This is a genomic window from Geobacillus sp. PLS 41 (genome assembly GCF_056494105.1).
In genome coordinates this window covers 3,073,080-3,094,366 of the sequence record NZ_CM151395.1, presented here as the reverse complement: position 1 = coordinate 3,094,366, position 21,287 = coordinate 3,073,080, and the positions used below count along the sequence as shown (strand labels likewise).

Annotated in this window: 14 protein-coding genes, 7 pseudogenes and 1 riboswitch; of the genes and pseudogenes, 10 read left to right on the top strand and 11 right to left on the bottom strand. The window is 52.9% G+C overall.

All coding sequences use genetic code 11. The features are described 5' to 3' along the window. Positions 1 to 60 precede the first annotated feature (60 nt). The 7 genes and pseudogenes from ACVX3G_RS15475 to ACVX3G_RS15445 form a co-directional block, all read right to left on the bottom strand. Positions 61 to 609 (bottom strand): short-chain dehydrogenase, encoded by a 549-nt coding sequence (locus ACVX3G_RS15475; RefSeq protein WP_014195275.1) that lies wholly within the window; start codon positions 607 to 609, stop codon positions 61 to 63. Between the two features lie 18 nt (positions 610 to 627). Further along, a pseudogene (locus ACVX3G_RS15470) lies at positions 628 to 999 on the bottom strand (alpha/beta hydrolase family protein); the annotation flags it as partial. Between the two features lie 284 nt (positions 1,000 to 1,283). After that, positions 1,284 to 1,466, bottom strand: a pseudogene (locus ACVX3G_RS15465) (IS1634 family transposase); the annotation flags it as partial. A 169-nt stretch (positions 1,467 to 1,635) separates the two neighbouring features. After that, positions 1,636 to 2,001: pseudogene (locus tag ACVX3G_RS15460) on the bottom strand (prolyl oligopeptidase family serine peptidase); the annotation flags it as partial. Positions 2,002 to 2,384: 383 nt separating this feature from the next. Then, a pseudogene (locus ACVX3G_RS15455) lies at positions 2,385 to 3,689 on the bottom strand (TolB family protein); the annotation flags it as partial. A 122-nt stretch (positions 3,690 to 3,811) separates the two neighbouring features. Beyond that, a complete protein-coding gene (locus tag ACVX3G_RS15450; RefSeq protein ID WP_014195281.1) occupies positions 3,812 to 5,236 on the bottom strand; it encodes an amino acid permease in 1,425 nt (474 codons plus the stop codon). A gap of 76 nt (positions 5,237 to 5,312) precedes the next feature. Continuing rightward, a riboswitch (Lysine riboswitch) is annotated at positions 5,313 to 5,493 on the bottom strand. A gap of 288 nt (positions 5,494 to 5,781) precedes the next feature. Beyond that, a pseudogene (locus tag ACVX3G_RS15445) lies at positions 5,782 to 6,033 on the bottom strand (transposase); the annotation flags it as partial. Positions 6,034 to 6,332: 299 nt separating this feature from the next. On the opposite strand from ACVX3G_RS15445, the gene ACVX3G_RS15440 reads away from it, so the two are divergent. From ACVX3G_RS15440 to ACVX3G_RS15415, 6 genes and pseudogenes are all read left to right on the top strand, one after another. Then, the gene (locus tag ACVX3G_RS15440; RefSeq protein ID WP_021321685.1) at positions 6,333 to 8,027 is read left to right on the top strand and encodes a M3 family oligoendopeptidase; all 1,695 of its coding nucleotides are present in this window, start codon (positions 6,333 to 6,335) and stop codon (positions 8,025 to 8,027) included. Between the two features lie 220 nt (positions 8,028 to 8,247). Then, the gene (locus ACVX3G_RS15435; protein ID WP_014195285.1) at positions 8,248 to 8,763 is read left to right on the top strand and encodes a GNAT family N-acetyltransferase; all 516 of its coding nucleotides are present in this window, start codon (positions 8,248 to 8,250) and stop codon (positions 8,761 to 8,763) included. 137 nt (positions 8,764 to 8,900) lie between these two features. Continuing rightward, a complete protein-coding gene (locus tag ACVX3G_RS15430) occupies positions 8,901 to 10,106 on the top strand; it encodes a YhgE/Pip domain-containing protein (protein WP_014195286.1) in 1,206 nt (401 codons plus the stop codon). A 24-nt stretch (positions 10,107 to 10,130) separates the two neighbouring features. Then, positions 10,131 to 10,310: pseudogene (locus ACVX3G_RS15425) on the top strand (ATP-binding cassette domain-containing protein); the annotation flags it as partial. Beyond that, positions 10,310 to 10,780: pseudogene (locus ACVX3G_RS15420) on the top strand (ABC transporter permease); the annotation flags it as partial. The pseudogenes ACVX3G_RS15425 and ACVX3G_RS15420, both read left to right, overlap by 1 nt. An 11-nt stretch (positions 10,781 to 10,791) precedes the next feature. Next, entirely contained in the window at positions 10,792 to 11,445 is a 654-nt protein-coding gene (locus tag ACVX3G_RS15415; RefSeq protein ID WP_014195289.1) for a TetR/AcrR family transcriptional regulator, read from the top strand. Between the two features lie 27 nt (positions 11,446 to 11,472). On the opposite strand, the gene hepT is transcribed toward ACVX3G_RS15415, so the two are convergent. The 3 genes from hepT to ACVX3G_RS15400 all read right to left on the bottom strand — a co-directional run bounded on the left by hepT (position 11,473) and on the right by ACVX3G_RS15400 (position 14,702). Further along, complete coding sequence (gene hepT, locus ACVX3G_RS15410; protein ID WP_014195290.1) at positions 11,473 to 11,892, bottom strand: type VII toxin-antitoxin system HepT family RNase toxin; 420 nt, start codon at positions 11,890 to 11,892, stop codon at positions 11,473 to 11,475. Beyond that, entirely contained in the window at positions 11,882 to 12,289 is a 408-nt protein-coding gene (gene mntA, locus ACVX3G_RS15405; RefSeq protein ID WP_014195291.1) for a type VII toxin-antitoxin system MntA family adenylyltransferase antitoxin, read from the bottom strand. Before mntA ends, hepT begins: the two co-directional genes overlap by 11 nt. 280 nt (positions 12,290 to 12,569) lie before the next feature. Next, complete coding sequence (locus tag ACVX3G_RS15400) at positions 12,570 to 14,702, bottom strand: ATP-dependent Clp protease ATP-binding subunit (protein WP_014195292.1); 2,133 nt, start codon at positions 14,700 to 14,702, stop codon at positions 12,570 to 12,572. Positions 14,703 to 14,969: 267 nt separating this feature from the next. On the opposite strand from ACVX3G_RS15400, the gene ACVX3G_RS15395 reads away from it, so the two are divergent. Both ACVX3G_RS15395 and ACVX3G_RS15390 read left to right on the top strand, forming a co-directional pair. Beyond that, the gene (locus ACVX3G_RS15395; protein ID WP_025039183.1) at positions 14,970 to 15,716 is read left to right on the top strand and encodes a FixH family protein; all 747 of its coding nucleotides are present in this window, start codon (positions 14,970 to 14,972) and stop codon (positions 15,714 to 15,716) included. Between the two features lie 107 nt (positions 15,717 to 15,823). Then, positions 15,824 to 16,864, top strand: a complete 1,041-nt coding sequence (locus tag ACVX3G_RS15390; protein ID WP_014195294.1) for a YkvI family membrane protein — start codon at positions 15,824 to 15,826, stop codon at positions 16,862 to 16,864. Positions 16,865 to 16,923: 59 nt separating this feature from the next. Here the strand turns inward: ACVX3G_RS15390 and ACVX3G_RS15385 are convergent, their stop codons facing one another. Further along, a complete protein-coding gene (locus tag ACVX3G_RS15385; RefSeq protein WP_014195295.1) occupies positions 16,924 to 18,534 on the bottom strand; it encodes a methyl-accepting chemotaxis protein in 1,611 nt (536 codons plus the stop codon). Positions 18,535 to 18,674: 140 nt separating this feature from the next. Between ACVX3G_RS15385 and ACVX3G_RS15380 the strand changes: the two genes are divergently transcribed. Together ACVX3G_RS15380 and ACVX3G_RS15375 are read left to right on the top strand one after the other, a co-directional pair. Further along, entirely contained in the window at positions 18,675 to 20,189 is a 1,515-nt protein-coding gene (locus ACVX3G_RS15380; protein ID WP_014195296.1) for a spore germination protein, read from the top strand. A gap of 11 nt (positions 20,190 to 20,200) precedes the next feature. Next, entirely contained in the window at positions 20,201 to 21,286 is a 1,086-nt protein-coding gene (locus ACVX3G_RS15375; protein WP_033012412.1) for a Ger(x)C family spore germination protein, read from the top strand. Position 21,287 lies beyond the last annotated feature (1 nt).

The following is a 21,287-nucleotide window of genomic DNA, read 5'->3' as shown; positions in this document are numbered from 1 at the left end:
ACCATCCGCGCCAAAGGCGGACAAAGCGCCCTCTCGGTACAAACGAGAGGGCGCTTCCCATTAATGCGGCCGCTTCTTCTCTGATGCTAGTGTGCCGACAAGATGAAACGGCGCATCACGCCGAATGGCGTCAATGACGCCGCTGCTGATTTCTTGATGGGTGAGCCAACGCGTGCTGTGCTCTTCGATCACGAAGCCAAGCTGAATTTGCCGGTACAGGCAAGCGGAAGACAAACGGAGTTCCCGCTTTGCCTCGGCCGGATGGGCCCGGCTGCCGAGCACGTGGAACAGACGCCAAGGACCGGGATGTCTGCTATTTTCCCGGATGATGGCCGGAAACGCCTGTTTCCCGTCGCTGTGCACCCATGCGACAACAAGGTCGAAGGCTCTGTTTTCATTGATTGTTTGGTGAATCAAGGAACATAGTACATCATGATCGCGATAATCGACCAAAAGCGGGGTAATGGCCTCCAGATGTGCGGCGCGGGCGATGAGCCGTTCCATCCGTTCCCTGTTCCGGGCGACGATGGATACATGGTACCCTTCTCGCACGAGCCAAAGCGACACGTCGGTTAACATGCCTGTCCCACCGATGACGAGTGCGTGCATGGTGTTTCTCCTTTCGGATTAATGCGATGCTCCTTTCAAATAGCGGTCAAACCAGTCGACGATATGGCGAAGACGCTCAAGCCGAAGAGCAGGGTTGCCGGTGCGCGACAAATCGTGGTTGGCGTCCGGAAAGCGGACGAGCTTTGTTTCCCGCCCGAGCTGCTTTAAGGCGACAAACAGCTGCTCCGCCTGCTCAATCGGGCAGCGGTAATCGCGTTCGCTGTGCAAAATCAACAGCGGTGTGCGCATGTGTTTGACGTATTTGAGCGGCGAATGATGCCAAAGCCGCTCAGCGTCTTCCCAAACGTCGCAGCCGACTTCCCATTTCGTGAAAAAGTAGCCGATGTCGCTCACGCCAGAGAAGCTGAGCCAGTTGGAAATCGAACGTTGACCCGAGTTCGACAGTGACTAGGCAAACAAAATGCCTCTCGACCCTTGATACAAAAGGGACGGGAGGCATTTGAGCACACTTCGGGCGTGTATCTAGGGGCGATGATGGATGCCTAGGATCTTCGGAGGAGGTTCCAGCCCTAGAGCCGCAAAGAGTTGCGCTTGTTTGGCCGTCAGCTCGGTTCGTTGATCAAGGTCTCCGTTTTTGAAGAAAAATGTCCAAGCATAAGACGCTCGCATTCGTCCCTTACTTTCGGCCACGATTCATGAGTCAGGAGAAAGGATCGCGAAATGCTTTTGGCCAGACGCTCCAAGACGGCGCGATCCACTTCATCTTCGCGACCGAACGAATCCATCACCTTCGCTTTCGCCTATTTGGCCTTTGGATCCCATTCATTATGAGCAAGCTGGAGATACGCCACGATCGTTCCATCTTTATTTTTGCGTGTTACTTTCCGCATGTACATGCCTATATTATAAACGATATTTGGCTATTTTAAAAGGTTAATTTGTCAAGTCGTGTGCCTATGAAATTCAGCGTTTTTTTCTAGGATTCACATCGTGAAATCCTTGATATTACAGCATTTTGACCATTTGCATTTGCCTAAAATGGCCTCAAAACTGTCGAACTCGGGGTTGAGTGACAGCCGCTTTGAATCGGTCGGTATGCCCAACGATCCAGTTCGTCATAAATCCGCCGTAGCTGCCGCCGGTGACGCCAAGCCGTTCTTTGTCAATAAAGTCGAACTTGCTGATGGCGGCGTCGACGCCAGCCATAATGTCTTCATAATCCATGCCGCCATAGTCGCCGCGCACCGCATTGACAAACGACTGGCCGTATCCGTGGCTGCCGCGCGGGTTCGTAAACAGCACGGCATAACCGGATGAAGCGAGCAGCTGCAATTCATGGAAAAACGTAAATCCATACATCGCATGCGGCCCGCCGTGAATTTCGACGACAAGCGGCGCCTTTTCCCCTTCGTCAAGCTCAGGCGGTTTCATCCTATTTCGCGCAGGAGACTCCCACTTCAACGACCAAAGGGAGTAAGTGGGAGAGGAATGCGCGTTCCCCTTTTCTTTTGTGTATGATATAATAAAGGCGTGGAGAAAACCGTTTAATAAAGGCACTCCAATAACTGCTACTCGATGTATGGAGTTGGTTACAGGAAACGTTGTAACCGTAAAACATCGAGCGTAGATCCGTCTGTTGTGTGTGGAAGCCAAGTACTGCCAACAGACACACCGAGAGAATCGGTAACGATGCAGGCATGACCTGCGTCGTTGGGTAGTTGTCAACCTGCCCTGATGCAACCCCAAGTCAAGGAAGGAGGACGAAGTCCGCTTGTACTTCTGGGGAGTTGCAAGCCCCCACTTCAAGCGTTAGCTAAGTGGGGGTAGTTGACGATCCAGCCTTGAATCTCCAAACCGTCCGCCGATCGATACGTAAACGGTTCGGCAGCGGCGAAGGCCACTTCATGTTCAAGCGCTTCATTGGCACGCGTAAGCCGTGTTTTCGTTCCATCGGCAAGCGAGACCGCATATAAATCGCCAACGGACGTAGGCGAGCTGATGGCGGCGACGGCTTGCCGTCCATTCGGATGGACGGTGAATCCGTATAGATGAAAATCTCCTTCGACCACTGGAACGATCGGGCCGGCGAGCGAGACGAAATATGCCTTGACGCGTCCGCGCTCTGAGGCGGTGACATACAGGCCGCTTCCGTCGCTCGCCCAAATCGGGCCCGGGCCTTTCGCATCAGCGTGCATGTCGCCGACCATGGTGTCACCGAGATGGACGTCCCAGTCGGCGGTCAACACCCGCTTCGTTCCACGTTCCGGCTCAAAGACGTAAAGCTGGTGAAGCGTCGCCCCAAGATAAGCCAAATCATGGCCGATGGCCGCGAGCTTCATTCCGTCCGGCGACCAGGCGAGTGAAGCGAACGCGCCGCAGCCGTTCGTCAAGTTCGTTTCTGTTTTTTTCTCGAGATCGAGCAAAATGATGTCGCGGGTAAAGGTGGTGTCCGGATCCTCGTTTCGGTTGGCGACAAAGGCGAGCGTCCGTCCGTTTGGCGAAACGGCAAACGAACCGATTTCTTCCTCGCGGCCCGTCAACGCTTCGATTTTTCCTGACAGCACATCGATGCGCGCGAGCACCGCCCGTTTGCCGTCAAGAAAACCAGCCGCATCCGATTTGTAATACAGCCGCTCGACAACGCGCGGTTTCAGGTCGGTTCGCTTCACTTCTGCCTTTTCCGGTTCTTCGCGGTCTTCAATCGTTTCATCATCGCCAAGCGTCGTTAGGGCGATGAGAAACGTTCCATCCGGCGACCAGACGTAATCGCGCACGCCGTTTTTGAAAAACGTCAGCTGGCGCGCTTCGCCGCCATTGGCAGGCAGCAGCCAAAGCTGCACACGCCCCGAGCGGTCAGACAAAAAGGCGATCGTTTCGCCGTCCGGGGAAAAGCGCGGCTTCGTGTCGCGACAGCGCCCGAACGTCCATGGACGGACGGCGCCGTCTTCCGTCCACATAGATAGATGGGAGCGGTATTGGTTTTCTTCGTCGATCGATTTTTCCACAAACACGACGCGCGTTCCGTCCGGCGCGTAGTGCGGGTCGCGCACCGAGCGGAGGCGAAGCAAATCTTCCGCCGTCATGCCGCGGCGTTTCGTCAGGTGCTCGTTGTTGTTCATCAGCAAGACCTCTCTTTCCTTCAAAAATGGAACCATCTTGTATATTTCGTCTTACGAAAGAAAAGATCCTGCCCCAAAACAGAAAAAAACGAACGCCCAAACGATAGGCGTCCGTTTTTTAGCTATGCCGACAGTTTTTGTTTTTCATTTGCCTGCTGCGCTGCCTTTTTCACCTGCGGGTAGAAGATCACGCCGCTTGCCAGCAAGGCAACGCCCAGCAGGAACGTTTTCATATCCGCCGTCCCGGCGATGACGACCCAGACGGAATACAATGTTGCCAGCGCCGCAACGATGCCGTCAGCGAGCCGCTCCCGTCCTGCCGCATACGTTTCCCCCGTGAGCGTGAGCTTCAGCTGGAAGACGGAAGCAATCAAATATGGAACGAGATAAGCGAGCGTGGCGATGTAAATGACGAAGTCAAACGCTGTTGCCATCGAGTTGGAAATGGTCGAGAAAATGAACAATTGCGCCAGCGCGTTTGACAATGTGAGCGAGAAGCTCGGTGCCCCTTTTCTGTTTTCCTTCAAAAAAACCGGCAAAAACATCCCTTGTTTCGCCGCCTGGTACGGCACTTCGGCGCTCAACAAGATCCAGCCGAGCGTCGAGCCAAGCAAGCTGATCAGCCCAAGGCCAGCCAACACGTAGCCGCCCGCCGGTCCGACGATGGCATTGATGGCGTCCACGAGCGGTTTTTCCGATTGAATCAGTTCGCGTTGCGGCAAGACGCCCATCACCAAAAAGCTGATGCCGATGTAAATGGCTAAGGCGATGAGCAGGCCGGCGATCGTCGCCCGTTTTACGTCCGCTTGTTTGCGCGCGCGGGAAGCGAACACCATCGCCGATTCAACGCCGACAAACGCCCAGAGTGTCGATAAAGCGGCGTTGTTGATTTGTCCAAGCAAACCGATCGGCTGTCCGTTCCCGTCATAGCGAGGGGCATCAAGCGGGCCGATGACCGCTTTGTCAAAGGCAAACAAGGCGATGACGATAAATAGGAAAAAGCCAAGCACTTTGGCCGCGGTGGCGACAAAATTCAGCTTGCCAGCGCCTTCTACACCGCGCAAAATGATGATATGCATCCCCCAAAGGAGCGCCGTGCAGACGAGAAACGTCAACAAGTTCCCAAGCTTCAAGGTGAACGACCCGGCGGTGAACACCGTTTGGCCGCTTGTCAGCACCGGGAAAAACGTCGACAAGTAGCTTGCAAATGTTGTAATGATCGCGACGTTGCCGGCAAAGTTGCCGACCCAGTAGCCCCATGATGACATAAAGCCGGATAAAATCGACAAGTTCGAACCTTTCGGAAACAGCTCCTTCGCGTAAATTTGCGGACCGCCGCCTAAGTCGGGCTTGCGGATTGCCAAGTTGCCAAACACAAGCGCCGTCATGAGGACACCGGCTCCGGTCAGCAGCCAGGCGAACATGACGCCGATGGGGCTCGCCGCCTCCGCCAACGAGCGCGGCAGCATAAAAATGCCGGATCCGACCATATTGCCCACGACAAGCGCGGTTAACACCCAAATGCCAAGTTTTCGTTGCTGATCCAAGGTCAAAACGCTCCTTTCGAAAAAAGAAAGCACCCGCGCCTTTTCAGCGGGTGCATGATCGATTCGCATCCAACTGAATGGCGATAGCGCTCCATCGCCCAAGGGCGATGGCAGTCCTGCGCCTGTTCGGCCGCAGGCCCAGCTTGCGCCGCCGGAGCGCGCCGCAAACTTCGGCGGTGAACCCTTTCCCGCTGCGTCATGGACCGCTCCGAGCCTCGGCAGCGCTACTTTTGTTCACCGCAACCTCTATCCCATTGAAGTGGAGAGGGGGTATATGGTTGCCGACACTATCTTACCTGATTCGACAAAAATCGTCAATATGTTTTTGGGAAATACAGAAGATGGGACGAGATTCCCAATCCATGGCCGCTATTTCTAGGGGGAAGAGGGCGCGAATGGGAATATGATTTGTTTTTGAAAAATAGAAATGGTTGCGAAGATCAAGATCATGATAGTTGCCTTCTTTTTCTATGAGGAAATAAAATGGAAATTTGTTCAGAGAATGGTTCATCACTAAAAACTAAAAGATGTACTTGCACTAGCCATTAAAGTATGTTAGCTGTTTCTAACCGAACCCGAAATGCAAAACGTTGGATATTTCTGTATCCGTATCCCCGACGTTTGATCCGCTTAATCTTGTTATTCGTTTCCTCCATTTTCCCATTCGAATAAGACGATAAAATGCATGATATGATTTCGTCTGTTCGTTTGACGAGTGATTTTGCGATGGCTCGCACAACTGAACAAGAACAAAACGAATAACGATGAATCCAAGCCTCCAATTGTTCCAGATTTTGCACATTCTTTCGGAACGTTTGCACGCTCTCTCAGATAAAGATTTCCAACGCGCCTGATGGACCGATGGAAAAGAGAAAGCGCAAAATTTTGGTGAAGAGCCTTTTTATGCGCATATATGGGTGGTTTTTTATATATTATGCAAAGGTTGCGAAATATGAGTGAAATGATTAGTATAATTTGTGGTGATGAACCCAGAGAATAGGAAATCGAGAAGGATTTTGAGGATTCATGGCGAATAAACAGTAGGTCGGCTGAGTGATGAAAAAATGTAAAAATGAAAGGAAAGAAGGGACAGAGCATGAAGTTTTCCGAATTTCGTTACGAGCGGCCGGACATCGCTCAATTGCAAGCATCGTTTCAAGAAGCGCTTGATTCGTTCCGCCGTGCCGGGAGCGCCGCCTTGCAGCACGAGGCGATGAAGCGGATCAATGCACTGCGCCGCCGCTACAGCACGATGGCGAACCTTTGCCACATCCGCCATACGATTGATACAAACGATGAATTTTATAAACAAGAACAGGACTTTTTCGATGAAACCGAGCCGGTCGTCAAGGGGCTCGTCAACGATTATTACCGCGCGCTTGTTTCCTCGCCGTTCCGCGCTGAATTGGAACAAGTGTGGGGAAAACAGCTGTTTGCGTTGGCGGAAACGCAACTGAAAACATACGCGCCGGCGGTTGTCGAAGACTTGCAAAAAGAAAACAAGCTGGCCAGCGAATATACGAAGCTCATTGCATCGGCGAAAATCATGTTTGAAGGAGAGGAGCGGACGCTCGCCCAGCTGCAGCCGTTTGTCGAGTCGCCGGACCGCACGATGCGCCAACGGGCGAGCGAAGCGCGGTTTTCGTTTTTCACGGACCACGAAAAAGAGCTCGATGAGCTGTATGATGAGCTCGTCCACGTCCGCACAGCGATCGCCCGGAAGCTTGGGTTCCAAAACTTTGTTGAGCTCGGCTATGCCCGTTTAGGACGGACCGATTACAATGCCGACATGGTTGCAGGCTATCGCCAGCAGGTAAAAACGCACATCGTCCCGCTCGCGTCCAAGCTGCGCGAGCGCCAGCGGCAGCGCATCAAGGTCGAGAAGCTCTACTATTACGACGAACCGTTTATGTTTCCAACCGGCAACCCGGCGCCAAAAGGGGACGCCGCTTGGATTGTTGACAACGGCCGGCGCATGTATGAAGAGCTGTCGCCGGAAACCGGCGAGTTTTTCCGCTATATGGTCGAACACGAATTGATGGACCTCGTCGCCAAAAAAGGGAAGGCGGGCGGCGGCTATTGCACGTATATCGATGATTACAAGGCGCCGTTTATTTTCTCGAACTTTACCGGCACATCCGGCGACATTGACGTATTGACCCATGAAGCCGGACATGCGTTCCAAGTGTATGAAAGCCGTCATTACGACATTCCGGAATACAACTGGCCGACGCTTGAGGCGTGTGAAATCCATTCGATGAGCATGGAGTTTTTCACCTGGCCGTGGATGGAGCTGTTTTTCGCCGACGACGCCGACAAATACCGGTTCGCCCATTTGAGCGACGCGCTCTTGTTTTTGCCGTACGGCGTGGCGGTCGATGAATTTCAGCACGCGGTCTACGAGAACCCGGATATGACGCCAGCGGAGCGGAAGAGTGTCTGGCGCAGCATCGAAAAAGCGTATTTGCCGACAAGAGACTATGCCGGCCATGACTACCTTGAGCGCGGCGGGTTTTGGCAGCGGCAAGGGCATATTTACACCGATCCGTTTTATTACATTGATTATACATTGGCGCAAGTGTGCGCGTTCCAGTTTTGGAAGCGGGCGCAGGAAGACCGGGAATCAGCCTGGCGCGACTATGTGGCGCTTTGCCGATTGGGCGGCAGCCGGCCGTTTACTGAGCTCGTCAAAAGCGCCAACCTAAAGTCGCCGTTTGCTGACGGGGCGGTCGCTTCGGTCGTCGGCCATATCGAGCGGTGGTTGGACAGCGTCGATGACAAAGCCTTGTAAAAAGAAGCAAAGAAGGCGGGCGGGAACAGCACCGCCCTGCTTTTCTTTATCATCTCGCGCCGAGAAGACCCCCACTTCCACGTGTTGGGCGGGGATGGCTTGGTTGACAGCCTGCTGTGGGGCGGGTGTTTCCAACAATCTCTCACCTCAAAGCTCAAGCGTAGGTGGGAGAGCGTTCAATTTGAAAACTTCTATCAAACTGGGGAAAAGGGGGAAAACGATGATCCGTAAAGCCACATGGGTCGACGCACTGGCCATCGCTTCGGTCCACGTCGAAAGTTGGAAGACGACGTACAGCGGCATCGTGCCGGACGCGTACTTGGAGACGTTGGCAGTGGGAGAAAAACAAACGTTATGGGAGAAGGTGCTCAGCCAATCGGACCATTCCGTGTTTGTCGCCGAGGAAAACGGACGCGTCGTTGGATTCGTCTCCGGCGGACGAAATCGAGCATCCGACGGTCCGATAGCGAAGTATGACGGGGAGCTGTACGCGGTGTATTTGCTCAAAGAGGCCCAAGGAAAAGGATGGGGACGGCGGCTTGTGCAAGCCTTGGCCCGCGACTTGGCGCAAAAAGGCATTCATTCGCTCGTCGTCTGGGTGCTTGCCGCCAATCCGTCGCGCGGTTTTTACGAACGGCTTGGCGGTGAAAAACTGGCCGAGGAAAGGGTGGAAATCGGCGGAACAGTGTTATCGGAGTGGTGCTACGGCTGGCAAGACATTCAAACGATGAACTAGGAAGGGGCTGCCGACAGTTCGGCAGCTCAAAAAATTTGTTTTGCGAGTGATTACTCACTTTAAAAACACGTTTGTCCTGTTTTATACTTTTTGTGAGTGATTACTCACTATTTTATTTCAAGAAGGAGGAAAGGTGCATGAGCATTTTGAGAAGTAAGTGGGTGGCCTTGTCGCCTGTCATGGTGGCCATTGTAGTATTGATTTTCTCTCTTGTTCTTGTTCCAACCGTGCATCCGAAGCCGCAAAAGCTTCCCGTTGCGTTTGTCAACGAGGACGAAGGGGTGCAATTGCCGAATCAGCCCCCGATCAACATGGGGAAGAACATTGAACAAGCCATCCAAAACATGGCGAAATCGAATGCAGCTGGAAAGGATCAACCCCCAATTGATTGGATGCAAGTTGACAGCGAGAACAAAGCGAAAAAAGGAATGGATAAGCAACACTATTATGGCGCTCTCATCATTCCAAAAGATTTCAGCAAGAAAGTAGCGTCCCTGCAGACGCCCCGTCCTTCTGCCCCAAAAGTGAAAATCGTCGTCAATCAAGGAATGAATGCCGCAGCGTCTGCCATCGTGCAGCAAATCTTGAATCAAGCGGCGGACCATATCAATGCCAACGTGCGCCAACAATTGTTGCAAGCGATGTCTAAAAAAGGGGGAATGGTGACGGTTGAACAGGCTGCTCTTCTCGCCTCGCCTGTTGAGAAAGAGACGGCCGTCATTCACGCGGTCGGCACACACAGCGCCAACGGCAATGCGCCTGTTTCGTTCGTTCAGCCGATTTGGATGGCAAGCCTCGCTGCAGCGGCGCTGCTACATTTAGCGATGGATCGACGCGCGTTTGCCCATCGACGCGAGAAGCTAGCTGCACAGGTGATGAAAACGGTTGTTGGGCTGCTGCTGGCGCTGATCGCAGGATTTGGACTTATCGGGATGGCGGATGCGATCGGATTTCATATCCCTTCATTTATAGATATGGCGCTGTTTGTTTCCCTTGCCTTTTTTAGCTTTTTTGCCATTGAAAGCGCCGTGTTCGCTTGGATTGGGTTAAAAGGGATCCTGATTTTTATTCTTCTTTTGTTCTTCGGCGCTCCACTGCTTCCCATGGCGCCGGAATTGATGACATCATTTTACCGCGATTGGGTTTATTCATGGCTGCCGCAGCGCTTCATGGTCGAGGGGCTTCGGGAACTCTTTTTCTTTGATCCGACATTTCAATGGAACGAACCCGTTTCCGTCTTATGTTGGCTGGCGTTTGTCGGGGTTGTTCTCGTCATCGTTTCGGCATTCAAGAAACGTATGGTTCAGGAATCGGAGGAATCCGGCAAACTGGTGACGTCATGATGAGGTGTAAAGGGGGAATGAACAATGCGCACTCATCCACCTATTCAAGTCGAGCGTGTTTCCAAGCGGTTTGGAAAAAAAGTAGTCATCGACGATGTGTCGTTGGAAGTCCAGACGGGGGAAATATTCGGCCTGCTCGGCCCGTCGGGGGCGGGCAAGACGACGTTGGTGCGCATGATCGCCGGCATTGATCAAGCGAGTGAATTCGGCGCTGGGAAATGGGCGTTGGCTACATGATCGGGTTCGGATTGTTTACCACGATTCAAGCGAGCTTAATTTCATGGTTTGCCATTGATGTGTTGGACATGATGATGGAAGGTTCGTTTTGGTATGTGCTGCTCATTACGTTTTTGCTGGCGATGACAGCGCTGGCGCTTGGGATGCTGCTGTCGGCGTTCGCCAACAACGAGCTGCAAATGGTGCAGTTTATCCCGCTTGTCGTCGTGCCGCAAGTGTTTTTCTCCGGCTTGTTCAATCTTGACACGATGGAAGAATGGCTTCGCTCGCTGAGCGTCATCATGCCGCTCACCTACGGGGCGGATGCGCTGCGCGATATTATGGTGCGGGGAGAGGGCTTTGGCGCCATCGCCGTGGATGTGTACGTGCTGCTTGGCTTTACGTTGCTGTTTATGCTATTAAATGTAGTAGCGCTGAAAAAATACCGCAAGCTGTAAGGAGTAGAGTCATGAGTGAGCATCCATGGATTCAAGAGCTGCTGCAAATCGGCGGCAAGGAAGAGCAGTTCAGTGAAAAGCAGCTGAAAATTTTGGAAGCCGCAGTGGAAATGTTTGCCGAAAAAGGCTATGCGGCGACTTCCACGAGTGAAATCGCCAAAAAGGCCGGGGTGGCGGAAGGCACGATCTTCCGCCACTATAAGACGAAAAAAGACTTATTGTTGGCGATCGTCACGCCGACATTGTTTCAGTCCGTCGCCCCGTTTTTGGCGAAAGAGTTTGTCCGTGAAGTGTTTGACAACGAATATGAGACGTACGAACAGTTTTTGCGCGCGGTGTTTTCCAATCGCTACGCCTTTGTGAAAAAGTATTTGCCAGCGATTCGCGTGCTTTGGCAGGAGGTTGCCTTTCATTCCGAGATTAAACAGTGCTTTCAACGCGTGTTTACCGAGCACGTGTATCCAAAATTCGCCCGCATTGTCCGCCATTTTCAAGAAAAAGGTGAGTTGGCCGAGCTGCCGGTCGATTCCGTCATCCGCCTGACGATCACATCGCTCGCCGGCTTTTTGGCCGCCCGCTTTCTCCTTTTGCCTGACCACCATTGGGACGATGAGGCGGAGATGGAGCGGACGATTCACGTGTTGATGAACGGTCTGCGGCGCTAACCGGCCGGCTTCCGCACTGAAGCCGGCCTAGCTGTTTTTCTTAGCATAATCGAGGATGGCTTTCGTAAATTGTTTGAAATCATCAAGATGGTGTTCGACGATGGCTTGCAAGATGCCAAGGTTCAGTTGTTGATAGTCGTGAACGGCGATGTTGCGGAATCCGACCATCGCCTTCATCTTTTTGCTTATGGAAGGGGAGATGACCCCATGTTCTTCGAGGAGAGCGAATGCATCGCGGCTATGCTGCGGCAATCCGAATTTCTGCTCGGCCACAATATGCATGGCCAAATCGATGCATGCCTCGCACGCCCGCTGTAAATTCAGAACGATCGAATCTTGTTTTGTGTAATTTTGTAAATTTTTTGGATCGCCGTTATATTCTTCACGAATTCGTTTCAGGCAGCGTTCGATCACGCTGATCTTGTTTAAAATGACATCACTTTTCATATATGCTCCCGCTTTCCGTAATTTGTTTTAACACCGGTGCTCTCTCTTCGTTTAGTTTCACATACATTTTCAATGTTTTCATTTCGAACTCAGCCCGTTTCCGCTCGTCGCGGCAATCAATGGCTTTTCCCGTCGAGACGACTTGCGCTTGAAACACGGTGCTGGCTTGGCGCAAATCGACAAGATCGACATCTCGCCCTAACTTGTCAGCCAACTCCCCGGCGAGCCGAAACAGCTCATACGGATCATGCGGTTCGCCGTCGCTGACAAAGGCGATGTCGACATCGCTGTCTGGGCGCAGCGTCCCACGGGCGGCTGAACCGAACAGGTAGATGACGAACGGGTGAAGAGCCGGGCGGAGCGTCTGAATGATGATCGTCTCCATTTCGTTTGGCAATCGCGATGCCCCCTTGCGTTTTTCTTCATTATAGCAAAATCTTATTGTTCTTGGCGAAAAGATGGAAAAAGAAAAAGGGATGGCGATGATGCGCCAATCCCTCTGAGCGAAAGAAGCAGGGGCTGATTGATTCATTTCCTCCTTACATACAAACTTCGGGGCGGCTCTTTTTGCTGCTCTTCCCTAAAACACTTCCTCACCCCGAAAACGGGATGGGGCGATGTTCGAGTCATTCGGGTGATGGATGATATAGGTGTGCGCGTTGGTCGTTAAGCCACAATTAGGCGATTTCCGCCACAATGGCATTGTCCTTGACATCGATACGGATCGCACGCACCGATTGATCCGCGTCAAGCAGGCAGTCGGCGATGTTGTCTTCGACTTGCTCTTGGATGACGCGGCGGAGCGGGCGGGCGCCGAAGGCCGGATGGTAGCCGAGTTCGGCCAGTTTTTCTTTCGCCGCTTCGGTCACCTCGAGTTCAATGCCTTGTTCGCGCATCGCCGCTTTGACATCGGCGAGCATCAGGTCGACGATCTCAAGCAAGTGCGCTTTTTCGAGCGGCTTAAACTCGATGATGGCGTCGAAGCGGTTCAAAAATTCCGGCTTGAAGTAGGCACTGAGCGAGTCAAGGACGCTTGTTTGTCTGTTGCCCTCTTTTTCAAAGCCGACGGTGATTTTTTTGTCGGTCACACCGGCGTTGCTTGTCGCGATGATGACGGTGTCTTTGAAGCTGACGGTGCGGCCTTGGCTGTCGGTTAAGCGGCCGTCTTCCAAAATTTGCAGGAAGATGTGCTGTACATCCGGGTGCGCTTTTTCAATCTCGTCGAGCAAGATGATGCTGTACGGATTGCGGCGCACTTTTTCTGTCAGCTGGCCGGCTTCTTCAAAGCCGACATAGCCCGGCGGCGAACCGATCAGCTTCGAGACCGAATGTTTCTCCATGTATTCGCTCATATCGAGGCGAATCATGGCGTCTTTTGTGCCAAACAGCTCTTCAGCGAGCGTTTTGGCGAGCTCCGTTTTCCCGACGCCGGTCGGGCCGACAAACAAGAACGAACCGATCGGGCGGTGTTTCGCTTTCAAGCCGGCGCGGCTGCGGCGGATCGCCTTGGCGACTTTTTTCACCGCTTCCGCTTGGCCGATCACTTTTTTCGCCAAGTTTTCTTCGAGATGTTTCATTTTTTCTTTTTCATCGGCTTGCAGTTTGCCGACCGGGATGCCGGTTTTCTCGGCAATGATTTGCTCGATGTCCGCCACATCGACTGTTGGGCGTTCTTGGGTGACGCCTTGCTCGAGTTGTTTCTCAAGCTTCAGCTCTTCAGCGCGCAGTTTCGCCGCCAGTTCATAGTTTTCCTCTTTCGCCGCTTGTTCTTTTTCTTTCGCGATTTGGATCAATCGCTCTTGCAGTTGCTTTTCATCGGTCGGGCCGAGGCGCAAGTTCGCTTTCGAGCCGGCCTCATCCAACAAGTCGATCGCCTTGTCCGGGAGGAAGCGGTCTTGAATGTAGCGGTGCGACAATTTCACGCACGCTTCGATCGCCTCGTCCGTATAGCGGACATGATGGAATTGTTCATATTTTGGCTGAATGCCTTTTAAGATGGCGATCGCTTCCTCAACGGTCGGCTCGTGGACGATGACCGGTTGGAAGCGGCGCTCAAGAGCCGCGTCTTTTTCAATTTGCCGGTATTCTTTGAGTGTCGTCGCCCCAACGACTTGCAGTTCCCCGCGGGCGAGCGCCGGTTTTAAAATATTGCCGGCGTCCATCGAGCCTTCAGCGGCGCCAGCGCCGACGAGCAGGTGGATTTCGTCAATGAACAAGATGATGTTTTTCCGCTCTTGCAATTCGGCGATGAGCCGTTTCATCCGCTCTTCAAACTGGCCGCGGATGCCGGTGTTGGCAACAAGCGAAGCGACGTCAAGCAAGTACACTTCTTTGTTCAACAGTTTTTCTGGCACTTGCCCTTCGGCGATTTTCAGCGCGAGCCCTTCAACGATGGCTGTTTTCCCGACACCCGGCTCCCCGATCAACACCGGGTTGTTTTTGTTGCGGCGGTTTAAAATTTCGATCACGCGGGCGATTTCTTTGTCGCGGCCGATGACCGGATCGATCAAGCCCGCTTTCGCCATTTGCGTCAAGTTGCGGCCGAATTGATCCAAAAATCCACCGCCATGGCTTTGCGGGCGCTTCGCCATCGTTTTCGGCGCGCTCATTCCGGCGTTGGCGGCTGTGAACGGGCTAGTAAAGAAGTCATCAAAGGAAAACGGTGAAAAGCCGAAGTTCATCGGAATGGACAGTTGTTGTTTTTGCTTTTCATAGCATTCATGGCACAGGTGAAGTTGTTGTTTTTCCCCGTTCCATTGCAAGTTGACAAACACTGTTGCTTCACGTTGTTGGCATGCTTGGCATAGCATGAGACATACCCCCTTTTCTCTTATTCGGGATTTGACTTTGACTTTCTTTGACTTTCTGACTTTATTATACTTTGACCTTTTTTGACTTTCAAGTGTTTTGTACAAAAAAATTGTGATAACGATGAAATGTTTTTGAAAAAATGGTGAATACTAATGTAGGTGCGGCAAAGCTATGATAAAGTGAAAAACAGAAAAAGAGGCGGAAAAGACTCCGTCTTTGGTGCTGACGATGATCATGAATTTGAAGGAAAAAGGAGAAAGGTGAAGATGAGAAGACATGTTGGTTTCGCGTTTGCTGTTGTACTTTTGGGGATGATGATCATGGCTGCTTGTACAAATCACAACAAGCAAGCCGAGACGCCGGCCGTGCTTGAAGTGAAAATGGATGTTCCGGATCACATCGATTTGAACAAACCGACCAAGCTCGCCTGCGTCGTGACGTACGGCGGTGAAAAAGTGGACGATGCGAGCGAAGTCAAGTTTGAAGTATGGAAACACGGAAGCAGCGAGCGGGAAATGCTTGAAGCGAAGCATGACGGCGATGGCCGCTACTCGGTGGAAAAAACATTTACCCAAGCGGGAACATATTCGGTCGTCGCCCATGTGACGGCGCGCGATATGCATAACATGCCGAAAAAAGATATTGTCGCCGGCAACCCGGAACAGGCGGCGACGGCCGACGGTGCGCGCGAAAATTCCCAAGGCAGTGCTGAAGAAAATCATCATGGCGCCGTCGCCATTTCGCTGTCGTCCCGTTCGTTCGAAGCCGGAAAACCGGCGGCATTGACCGTTCACCTCACCAAAGATGGGAAGCCGTTTACGAACGCCACCGTTCGCTTTGAGATTTGGCAGGCGGACAATAAGCATGAATTTGTGGATGCAGATGAAAAAGGAAACGGCGAATACGAAGCAATGGCCACGTTTGCCAACAAAGGAACGTATTCGGTGAAAGTGCACGTCGAAGGAAGCGGCGGGCTGCACGAACATCAAGTCGAACAAGTGACGGTTCAGTAACGAAGGATGCCGAGGGAGGCATCCTTTTTTTCTACTCGTCTTTCTTGTCCGCTGCGGACATATATATGGAAGTAAAGCAACGGACAAGGAGAAGGAGAGGGCAGTCAGTGAAGAAGAAAGCGGAATGGTCGGAAGCATGGCAAATCGCCGCTGTTTACGTCGGCACGGTGATTGGAGCGGGATTTGCGACTGGCAGGGAAATTATTGAATTTTTTACCCGCTACGGAATGGCTGGGACGATCGGGGTGGCGGTCAGCGGCGTTTTGTTCACATGGGGCGGCGCGCGCCTAATGGTGATGGCGCGCCGCATTGGAGCCGCGTCCTATGATGAATTGAATCGCTATTTGTTCGGAAGAATGTTGAGTCCGTTTGTGACGCTTGTGATGACGGCGATGATCGCGGGGGTGACGGCGGTGATGATCGCCGGGGCGGGTGCCGTGTTTGAAGAGCAGCTCGGCTGGACACGGCAGGCAGGCGTCGCGCTGACGCTCGGGTTGGCGCTTCTTGTCATGTTGTTTGACCGCAAAGGGCTGTTTGGCGTCAACGTGTTTGTCGCGCCGATGATGGTGCTGTTCAGCGCCATCGCCTTTGTGAAAACAATCGTGGCTGGCGATTTGTGCCGTCCGGACATGGCTGCGGTGGACTATTCCCTCAAGGCGATGTTGTCCCCGTTTTCCTATGCGGCCTTTAACTTGGCGATGGCCCAAGCGGTGCTTGTCCCCATCGCCCGCGAAGCGACCGATGAGCGAGCGGTGAGGCGCGGAGCGATGTTAGGCGGAATGGTGTTGACGGTTTTGCTGCTGTTGAACCATATGGTGCTGCTGTCGTTTCCACACAAGGACGATTATGATATTCCAATGGCCGAAGTCGTTCATACGTTTTTTACTGTGTTGTATTGGCTTTATGTCGTCGTCATTTACGGAGAAATTTTTACATCGGTCATCGGCGGCATGTTTGGACTTGCACGCCAAGTGCGCGTTTGGGCGCCGCTTGGCGGGAAATGGCTGGGCGTGCTGCTCGTTTTGCTGTTTGCGGCGGTCAGCCCGTTTCATTACGGGGAGCTGCTGTCATTCATCTATCCGCTGTTTGGTTATATGAGTCTTGTGCTGTTGTGGCTTCTTTGGCGCCGGCAGCTGCCGCGCCGGTAAATGAGCCCTTTCGTTCCCCAAAGTTTTTTGGTGAAGGGGGACGAAAGGGCTTCGTTTCGTTATGAGTGGAAGCGGGCGATCATTTTTTCTAAATCGCGCGCTGCTGCAGCCAACGTGTCGGCTTCCCGCGCCAACTGGTGAAGGGCGAGCGTCTGTTGCTCAAGCCCCGCCGCCGTTTCTTGCACCATATTTGAAAAATCGGCGGCGACGGTGCGTACGTCTTCCATCAGTCCGCCGAGCTGCTCGCCATCGGCGGTGATGGCGTTAACATACGCTTCGTTTTGCTGAAGCAAGTCGTTCAGTTGGGCGAACATGCCTTGAAACGATGTGAACGTTTCCCCTGTTTTCCAAAGAGAGTCTTTCGTTGTTTCAACGCGGAGGCCGCTTCCTTGTACAGCTTGCACCGTTTCTTTGAGCGCGTTCGTCATGGCGTCGAGCGAAGCAAAAATTTCAGCGGCGAACGCGTTTGTATCTTCAGCGAGCTTTCGGACTTCTTCGGCGACGATCGAAAAACCGCGGCCCGCTTCACCGGCCCGCGCCGCTTCGATCGAGGCGTTTAGGGCGAGCAAGTTCGTTTGTTTGGCGATCGTGCGAATGGCGGCGATCATCTCATGAACGCGCGCTGCTTCATTGGCTGCTTTGTCGATGAGGGCAGTCATTTCGCCGATGCCGCGCTGCATCGCGTCCATGTTTGTTTTCGTTTCCTCAATGAGGCGGATGCCTTCTGCTGCTGACGACCAAGCGTCGCCCGCTTGCCGTACGACGCGTTCAACGGCGGCCCGCATGAGTTGCACGCGTTCCACCATCTGCCCGATGACGTCACCCGCTTGTTCGACAGCGGTCGTTTGTTGTTTCGCCCCTTCGCGGAACGTTTCAACAGCAGCGGCGATTTCGTCAAACGATTCAGAGAGGCGGCGCATTTCCATTTGTTGCTCATGGCTGACATCATGCACCGTTTTGGCCGCTTTGCCAAGCTCATTGATGATCGTGCGGATGCCGAGAATCATTTTGTTGATTTCGTAGGCGATTTGATGAAATTCATCCCGTTTTCCCGTCGTTTTCACTTCTGTCCGCAATTGACCCGAGGAGACAGTGCGGGTGACGCTGTACCAATGGCGAAGCTGGGCGGCAATGGCCCGATGCCAGGCGGCGCCAAGCCCAAGCCCAACCGCAGCGGCGCACAGCGCGGCCAAAACGGGCGGCGCCCCTGCGATGGAAGCGGCCAGCCCAACGGCTGCGGGCGCGATGGCGATGCTTGCTAACGCCCATTGCAAATACGGACGGTGCATGAGCCGCCCCATCCGCAAATTGATCCGCCTTCCGCCCGGCTCCGTCCAAAGCGGGCAGCTGGCGTCAATCAACACTTCGCCTGTATCGCGTTCGTACACTTGCAAGAGCGGCTCGTTCGTGCGGGCGGCAGCCAGCCCGACCGGGTCGGCAAACACCCTTCCCTCGCGGAGGCGGTTCGTATGAACGAGTCCGTATCCGTTTTCATCGACAAGAACAAAATATTCATCATGGCCAAGCTGTTCATCCAACAAGGCGCGGATGCGGTCGAGCTGCTCTTCAAGCGGGCGCGTTCGGTCGATGGACCGCCGCAGTGCTTCCGCCGTTGCTGTTACTTTTTTTAACGCCTGTTTTGCCCGGCGCCGTTTCGTCAATTTGTTCATAGACGATTCTCCTTTTTTTATTTGTCTATTTTCAATAATATATAGAAGATTTTGTCGAATCAATAGGATGAAAGGGGGATGCATAAAAATATCGATCGATTGGAAGACTATGCCGTAAACGGAAAGGCGAGGGGATCATCGTGGGTTGGTTCTCGTTTTGGAAGAAAAAGAAAAAGCGCCCCGCACAGAGGAATCTTTCGCAACTTTGGGAAAAGCTTCGGCAATCGAGCGATTTTGTCGAAGTGTCGTTTGTTGTCGGAGGCAAGGAGCTGTCGATTTACTATTTCGATTCGCTCGTTGATCCGCAAGTGCTGCAAGAGCGGATTTTTTGCCATTTGCAAAACGACATTCCCCAGCATCCGAACGTCCGATTGGAAGACTTGCAGCAAATCGTGCCGATTCAGCGCATTGAAGTGAGCGAAGACACGGCGCTGATTGAAGAGAAGGTGCTGAAAGGGTTTGTCGCTGTTACATTCCGCGAGCAACCGAACAAAGCGGCGCTCATGGGCGCCGCGGCTGAAAATTTGGGGCTTCGGGAAAACAATGATTCGGAAAACGAATTCAGCGTCGTTGGGCCCAAAGTCGGATTTGTGGAAAATGTCGGCGTCAACTTGCATCTCATCCGCCGGCAAGTGGTGACGCCAAATCTTGTGTTTCGGGAAATGTCGATCGGTTCGATGTCGAAAACGAAAGTGATCATCGCCTACATCGACGGTGTCGTTAATCCGGAAGTCATTCAAACGGTGACGCAGCGGCTTGAGTCCATTCATTTTGACGTCGTGTTTGACAACGCTATTTTGGATCAGCTGCTCGCGGACAATTCGCGGACACCGTTTCCTCTTTTTATCTCGACCGAGCGGATCGACCGGGCCATTTATGCGCTTGTGTCGGGGCAGGTGGCCATTTTTTGCGACGGCTCCCCGTATGCCGTGATTGGCCCCGCCGCTCTTTTCGATTTTTTTACGTCGCCGGAAGACTATTATTTGCCATGGGTGCTCGCCACGTTTTTCCGGCTCATCCGGTTTTTCGGCGTTGCGTTCTCGGTGTTAGCGTCGCCGATTTATGTGGCGGTGCTGACGTATCATTATGAAATGATTCCCGAAGACTTGCTCGGCCCGATCATTTATTCCCGCTCGAACGTGCCATTTCCGCCGATGCTCGAGGTGCTGTTTTTGGAAATTACGATTGAGCTGTTGCGCGAGGCCGGGGCGCGGCTGCCGACGAAAGTCGCACAAACGCTCGGAATTGTCGGTGGGATTGTCATCGGGCAAGCAACCGTTGATGCCGGGCTGACGAGTACGATTTTGTTGATTGTCGTCGCGTTGGCGGCGCTCGCTTCGTTTACAACGCCGATTTTCAAAATGTCCAACACGATTCGGTTCATTCGGTTTCCGTTTATTTTGTTTGCTGCATGTTGGGGCGGGATCGGCATCATCTTTGCTGTCTGTGGACTGCTCATTCATTTAGGGCGGCTGCAGTCGTTTGGTTATCCGTATTTGCTGCCGTTTTATCCATTTCGTGTTCGCAGCTTCCGCGATACATTCATTCGTTCGCCATACAGTGAAACGGCGGAGCGGCCGATGTTTCTTCGTCCGCGGTCGCGGTTTCGTTACGATCCGAATGCGGCGAAGCAAAAACGCGATATTGATGAGTAAGGGGGATCATGATGAGGCGTGGGCTCGCATGGGTCGGTGCGCTGCTGTTGCTTGGCGGCTGCGTCAGTTCGCGGCCGATTGACGAAATTCAAATTATTCAACAGATGGGGTATGATTTCGAGAACGGCCGCTACACGGGCACTGCGGTGTACCCGACGTTCAAGCAAGGGCCGATGACAAAGCCGAATATGCTGACGACGACGTCGCCGACGGTCTACGACTTGATTCCGCGCCTGTCATCGAAATCCGCGCTGCCGGTTGAGGAAGGGCAGCTGCGCTTGATTTTGTTCGGCAAGGAGTTTGCTCGGCGGGGGGTGACGCAAATTACGCACAGCCTCGCGCGCAACAACAAAGTCGGCAGCCATTTGCTGCTTGGCGTGGCGGAAGAAAGCGCGAAGGAGCTGCTGAAAATCACGGCGAAAACGACGCTGAGCGATACGTTGTATTTGCCGAATCTTGTGGAGCAGAACGAGCAGTTGATGAACTTGCCGAAAACGAATTTGCACTTGTTTTTGTATCGCTATTTTTCCCCGGGGAGCGACCCTTTTTTGCCGTATTTTGAGAAAAAAGGAGATTTCGTCAAGCTTGAAGGGGTCGCGTTGTTTCGCGATGACCAATATGTCGGGCATGTAAGTTTGCGTGATTCGTTTTTAATGAAAATTTTGCTCGGGGAAACGAAAAACGGCGTCTACCAGCTGAAGGTTGGGAATCGCGGAAAACAGGGGGAGGATCGGGTGATGCTGCAAAACTTATGGGCGAAGCCGAAATATGAATGGAAGCGTGATGGAAGACGCCATGTGCTTGACGTGTTCGTCCATATCCATGCGTCGGTGAGGGATTACCCGTCATGGCTCGATCAGCCGGGAGGTGATTTGTTTGCTGATGTGAAGAAAAAGATGCAAAACGAATTGGAGCATAATATGCGCCGGTTATTCCACTATTTTCAGAAAAAACGGATTGACCCGCTCGGCATTGGCGATTTTGTTCGCAGCGTGACAAGACATTGGGATTCCGACGCGTTTTACCGCGAATACCCGGATCTAGACATCCGCCCGCACGTCACGGTGGATATCGTCCATACCGGCATTGGCGAATAAG

What these genes read in the sequence shown, in the direction of transcription:
- ACVX3G_RS15435 (WP_014195285.1), top strand. Translation starts at nt 8,248, where the DNA reads ATGATCCGTAAAGCCACATGGGTCGACGCACTGGCCATCGCTTCGGTC.
- ACVX3G_RS15430 (WP_014195286.1), top strand. Translation starts at nt 8,901, where the DNA reads ATGAGCATTTTGAGAAGTAAGTGGGTGGCCTTGTCGCCTGTCATGGTG.
- ACVX3G_RS15385 (WP_014195295.1), bottom strand. Translation starts at nt 18,534, where the DNA reads ATGAACAAATTGACGAAACGGCGCCGGGCAAAACAGGCGTTAAAAAAA.
- hepT (WP_014195290.1), bottom strand. Translation starts at nt 11,892, where the DNA reads ATGAAAAGTGATGTCATTTTAAACAAGATCAGCGTGATCGAACGCTGC.
- ACVX3G_RS15440 (WP_021321685.1), top strand. Translation starts at nt 6,333, where the DNA reads ATGAAGTTTTCCGAATTTCGTTACGAGCGGCCGGACATCGCTCAATTG.
- ACVX3G_RS15400 (WP_014195292.1), bottom strand. Translation starts at nt 14,702, where the DNA reads ATGCTATGCCAAGCATGCCAACAACGTGAAGCAACAGTGTTTGTCAAC.
- ACVX3G_RS15475 (WP_014195275.1), bottom strand. Translation starts at nt 609, where the DNA reads ATGCACGCACTCGTCATCGGTGGGACAGGCATGTTAACCGACGTGTCG.
- ACVX3G_RS15415 (WP_014195289.1), top strand. Translation starts at nt 10,792, where the DNA reads ATGAGTGAGCATCCATGGATTCAAGAGCTGCTGCAAATCGGCGGCAAG.
- ACVX3G_RS15375 (WP_033012412.1), top strand. Translation starts at nt 20,201, where the DNA reads ATGAGGCGTGGGCTCGCATGGGTCGGTGCGCTGCTGTTGCTTGGCGGC.
- ACVX3G_RS15395 (WP_025039183.1), top strand. Translation starts at nt 14,970, where the DNA reads ATGAGAAGACATGTTGGTTTCGCGTTTGCTGTTGTACTTTTGGGGATG.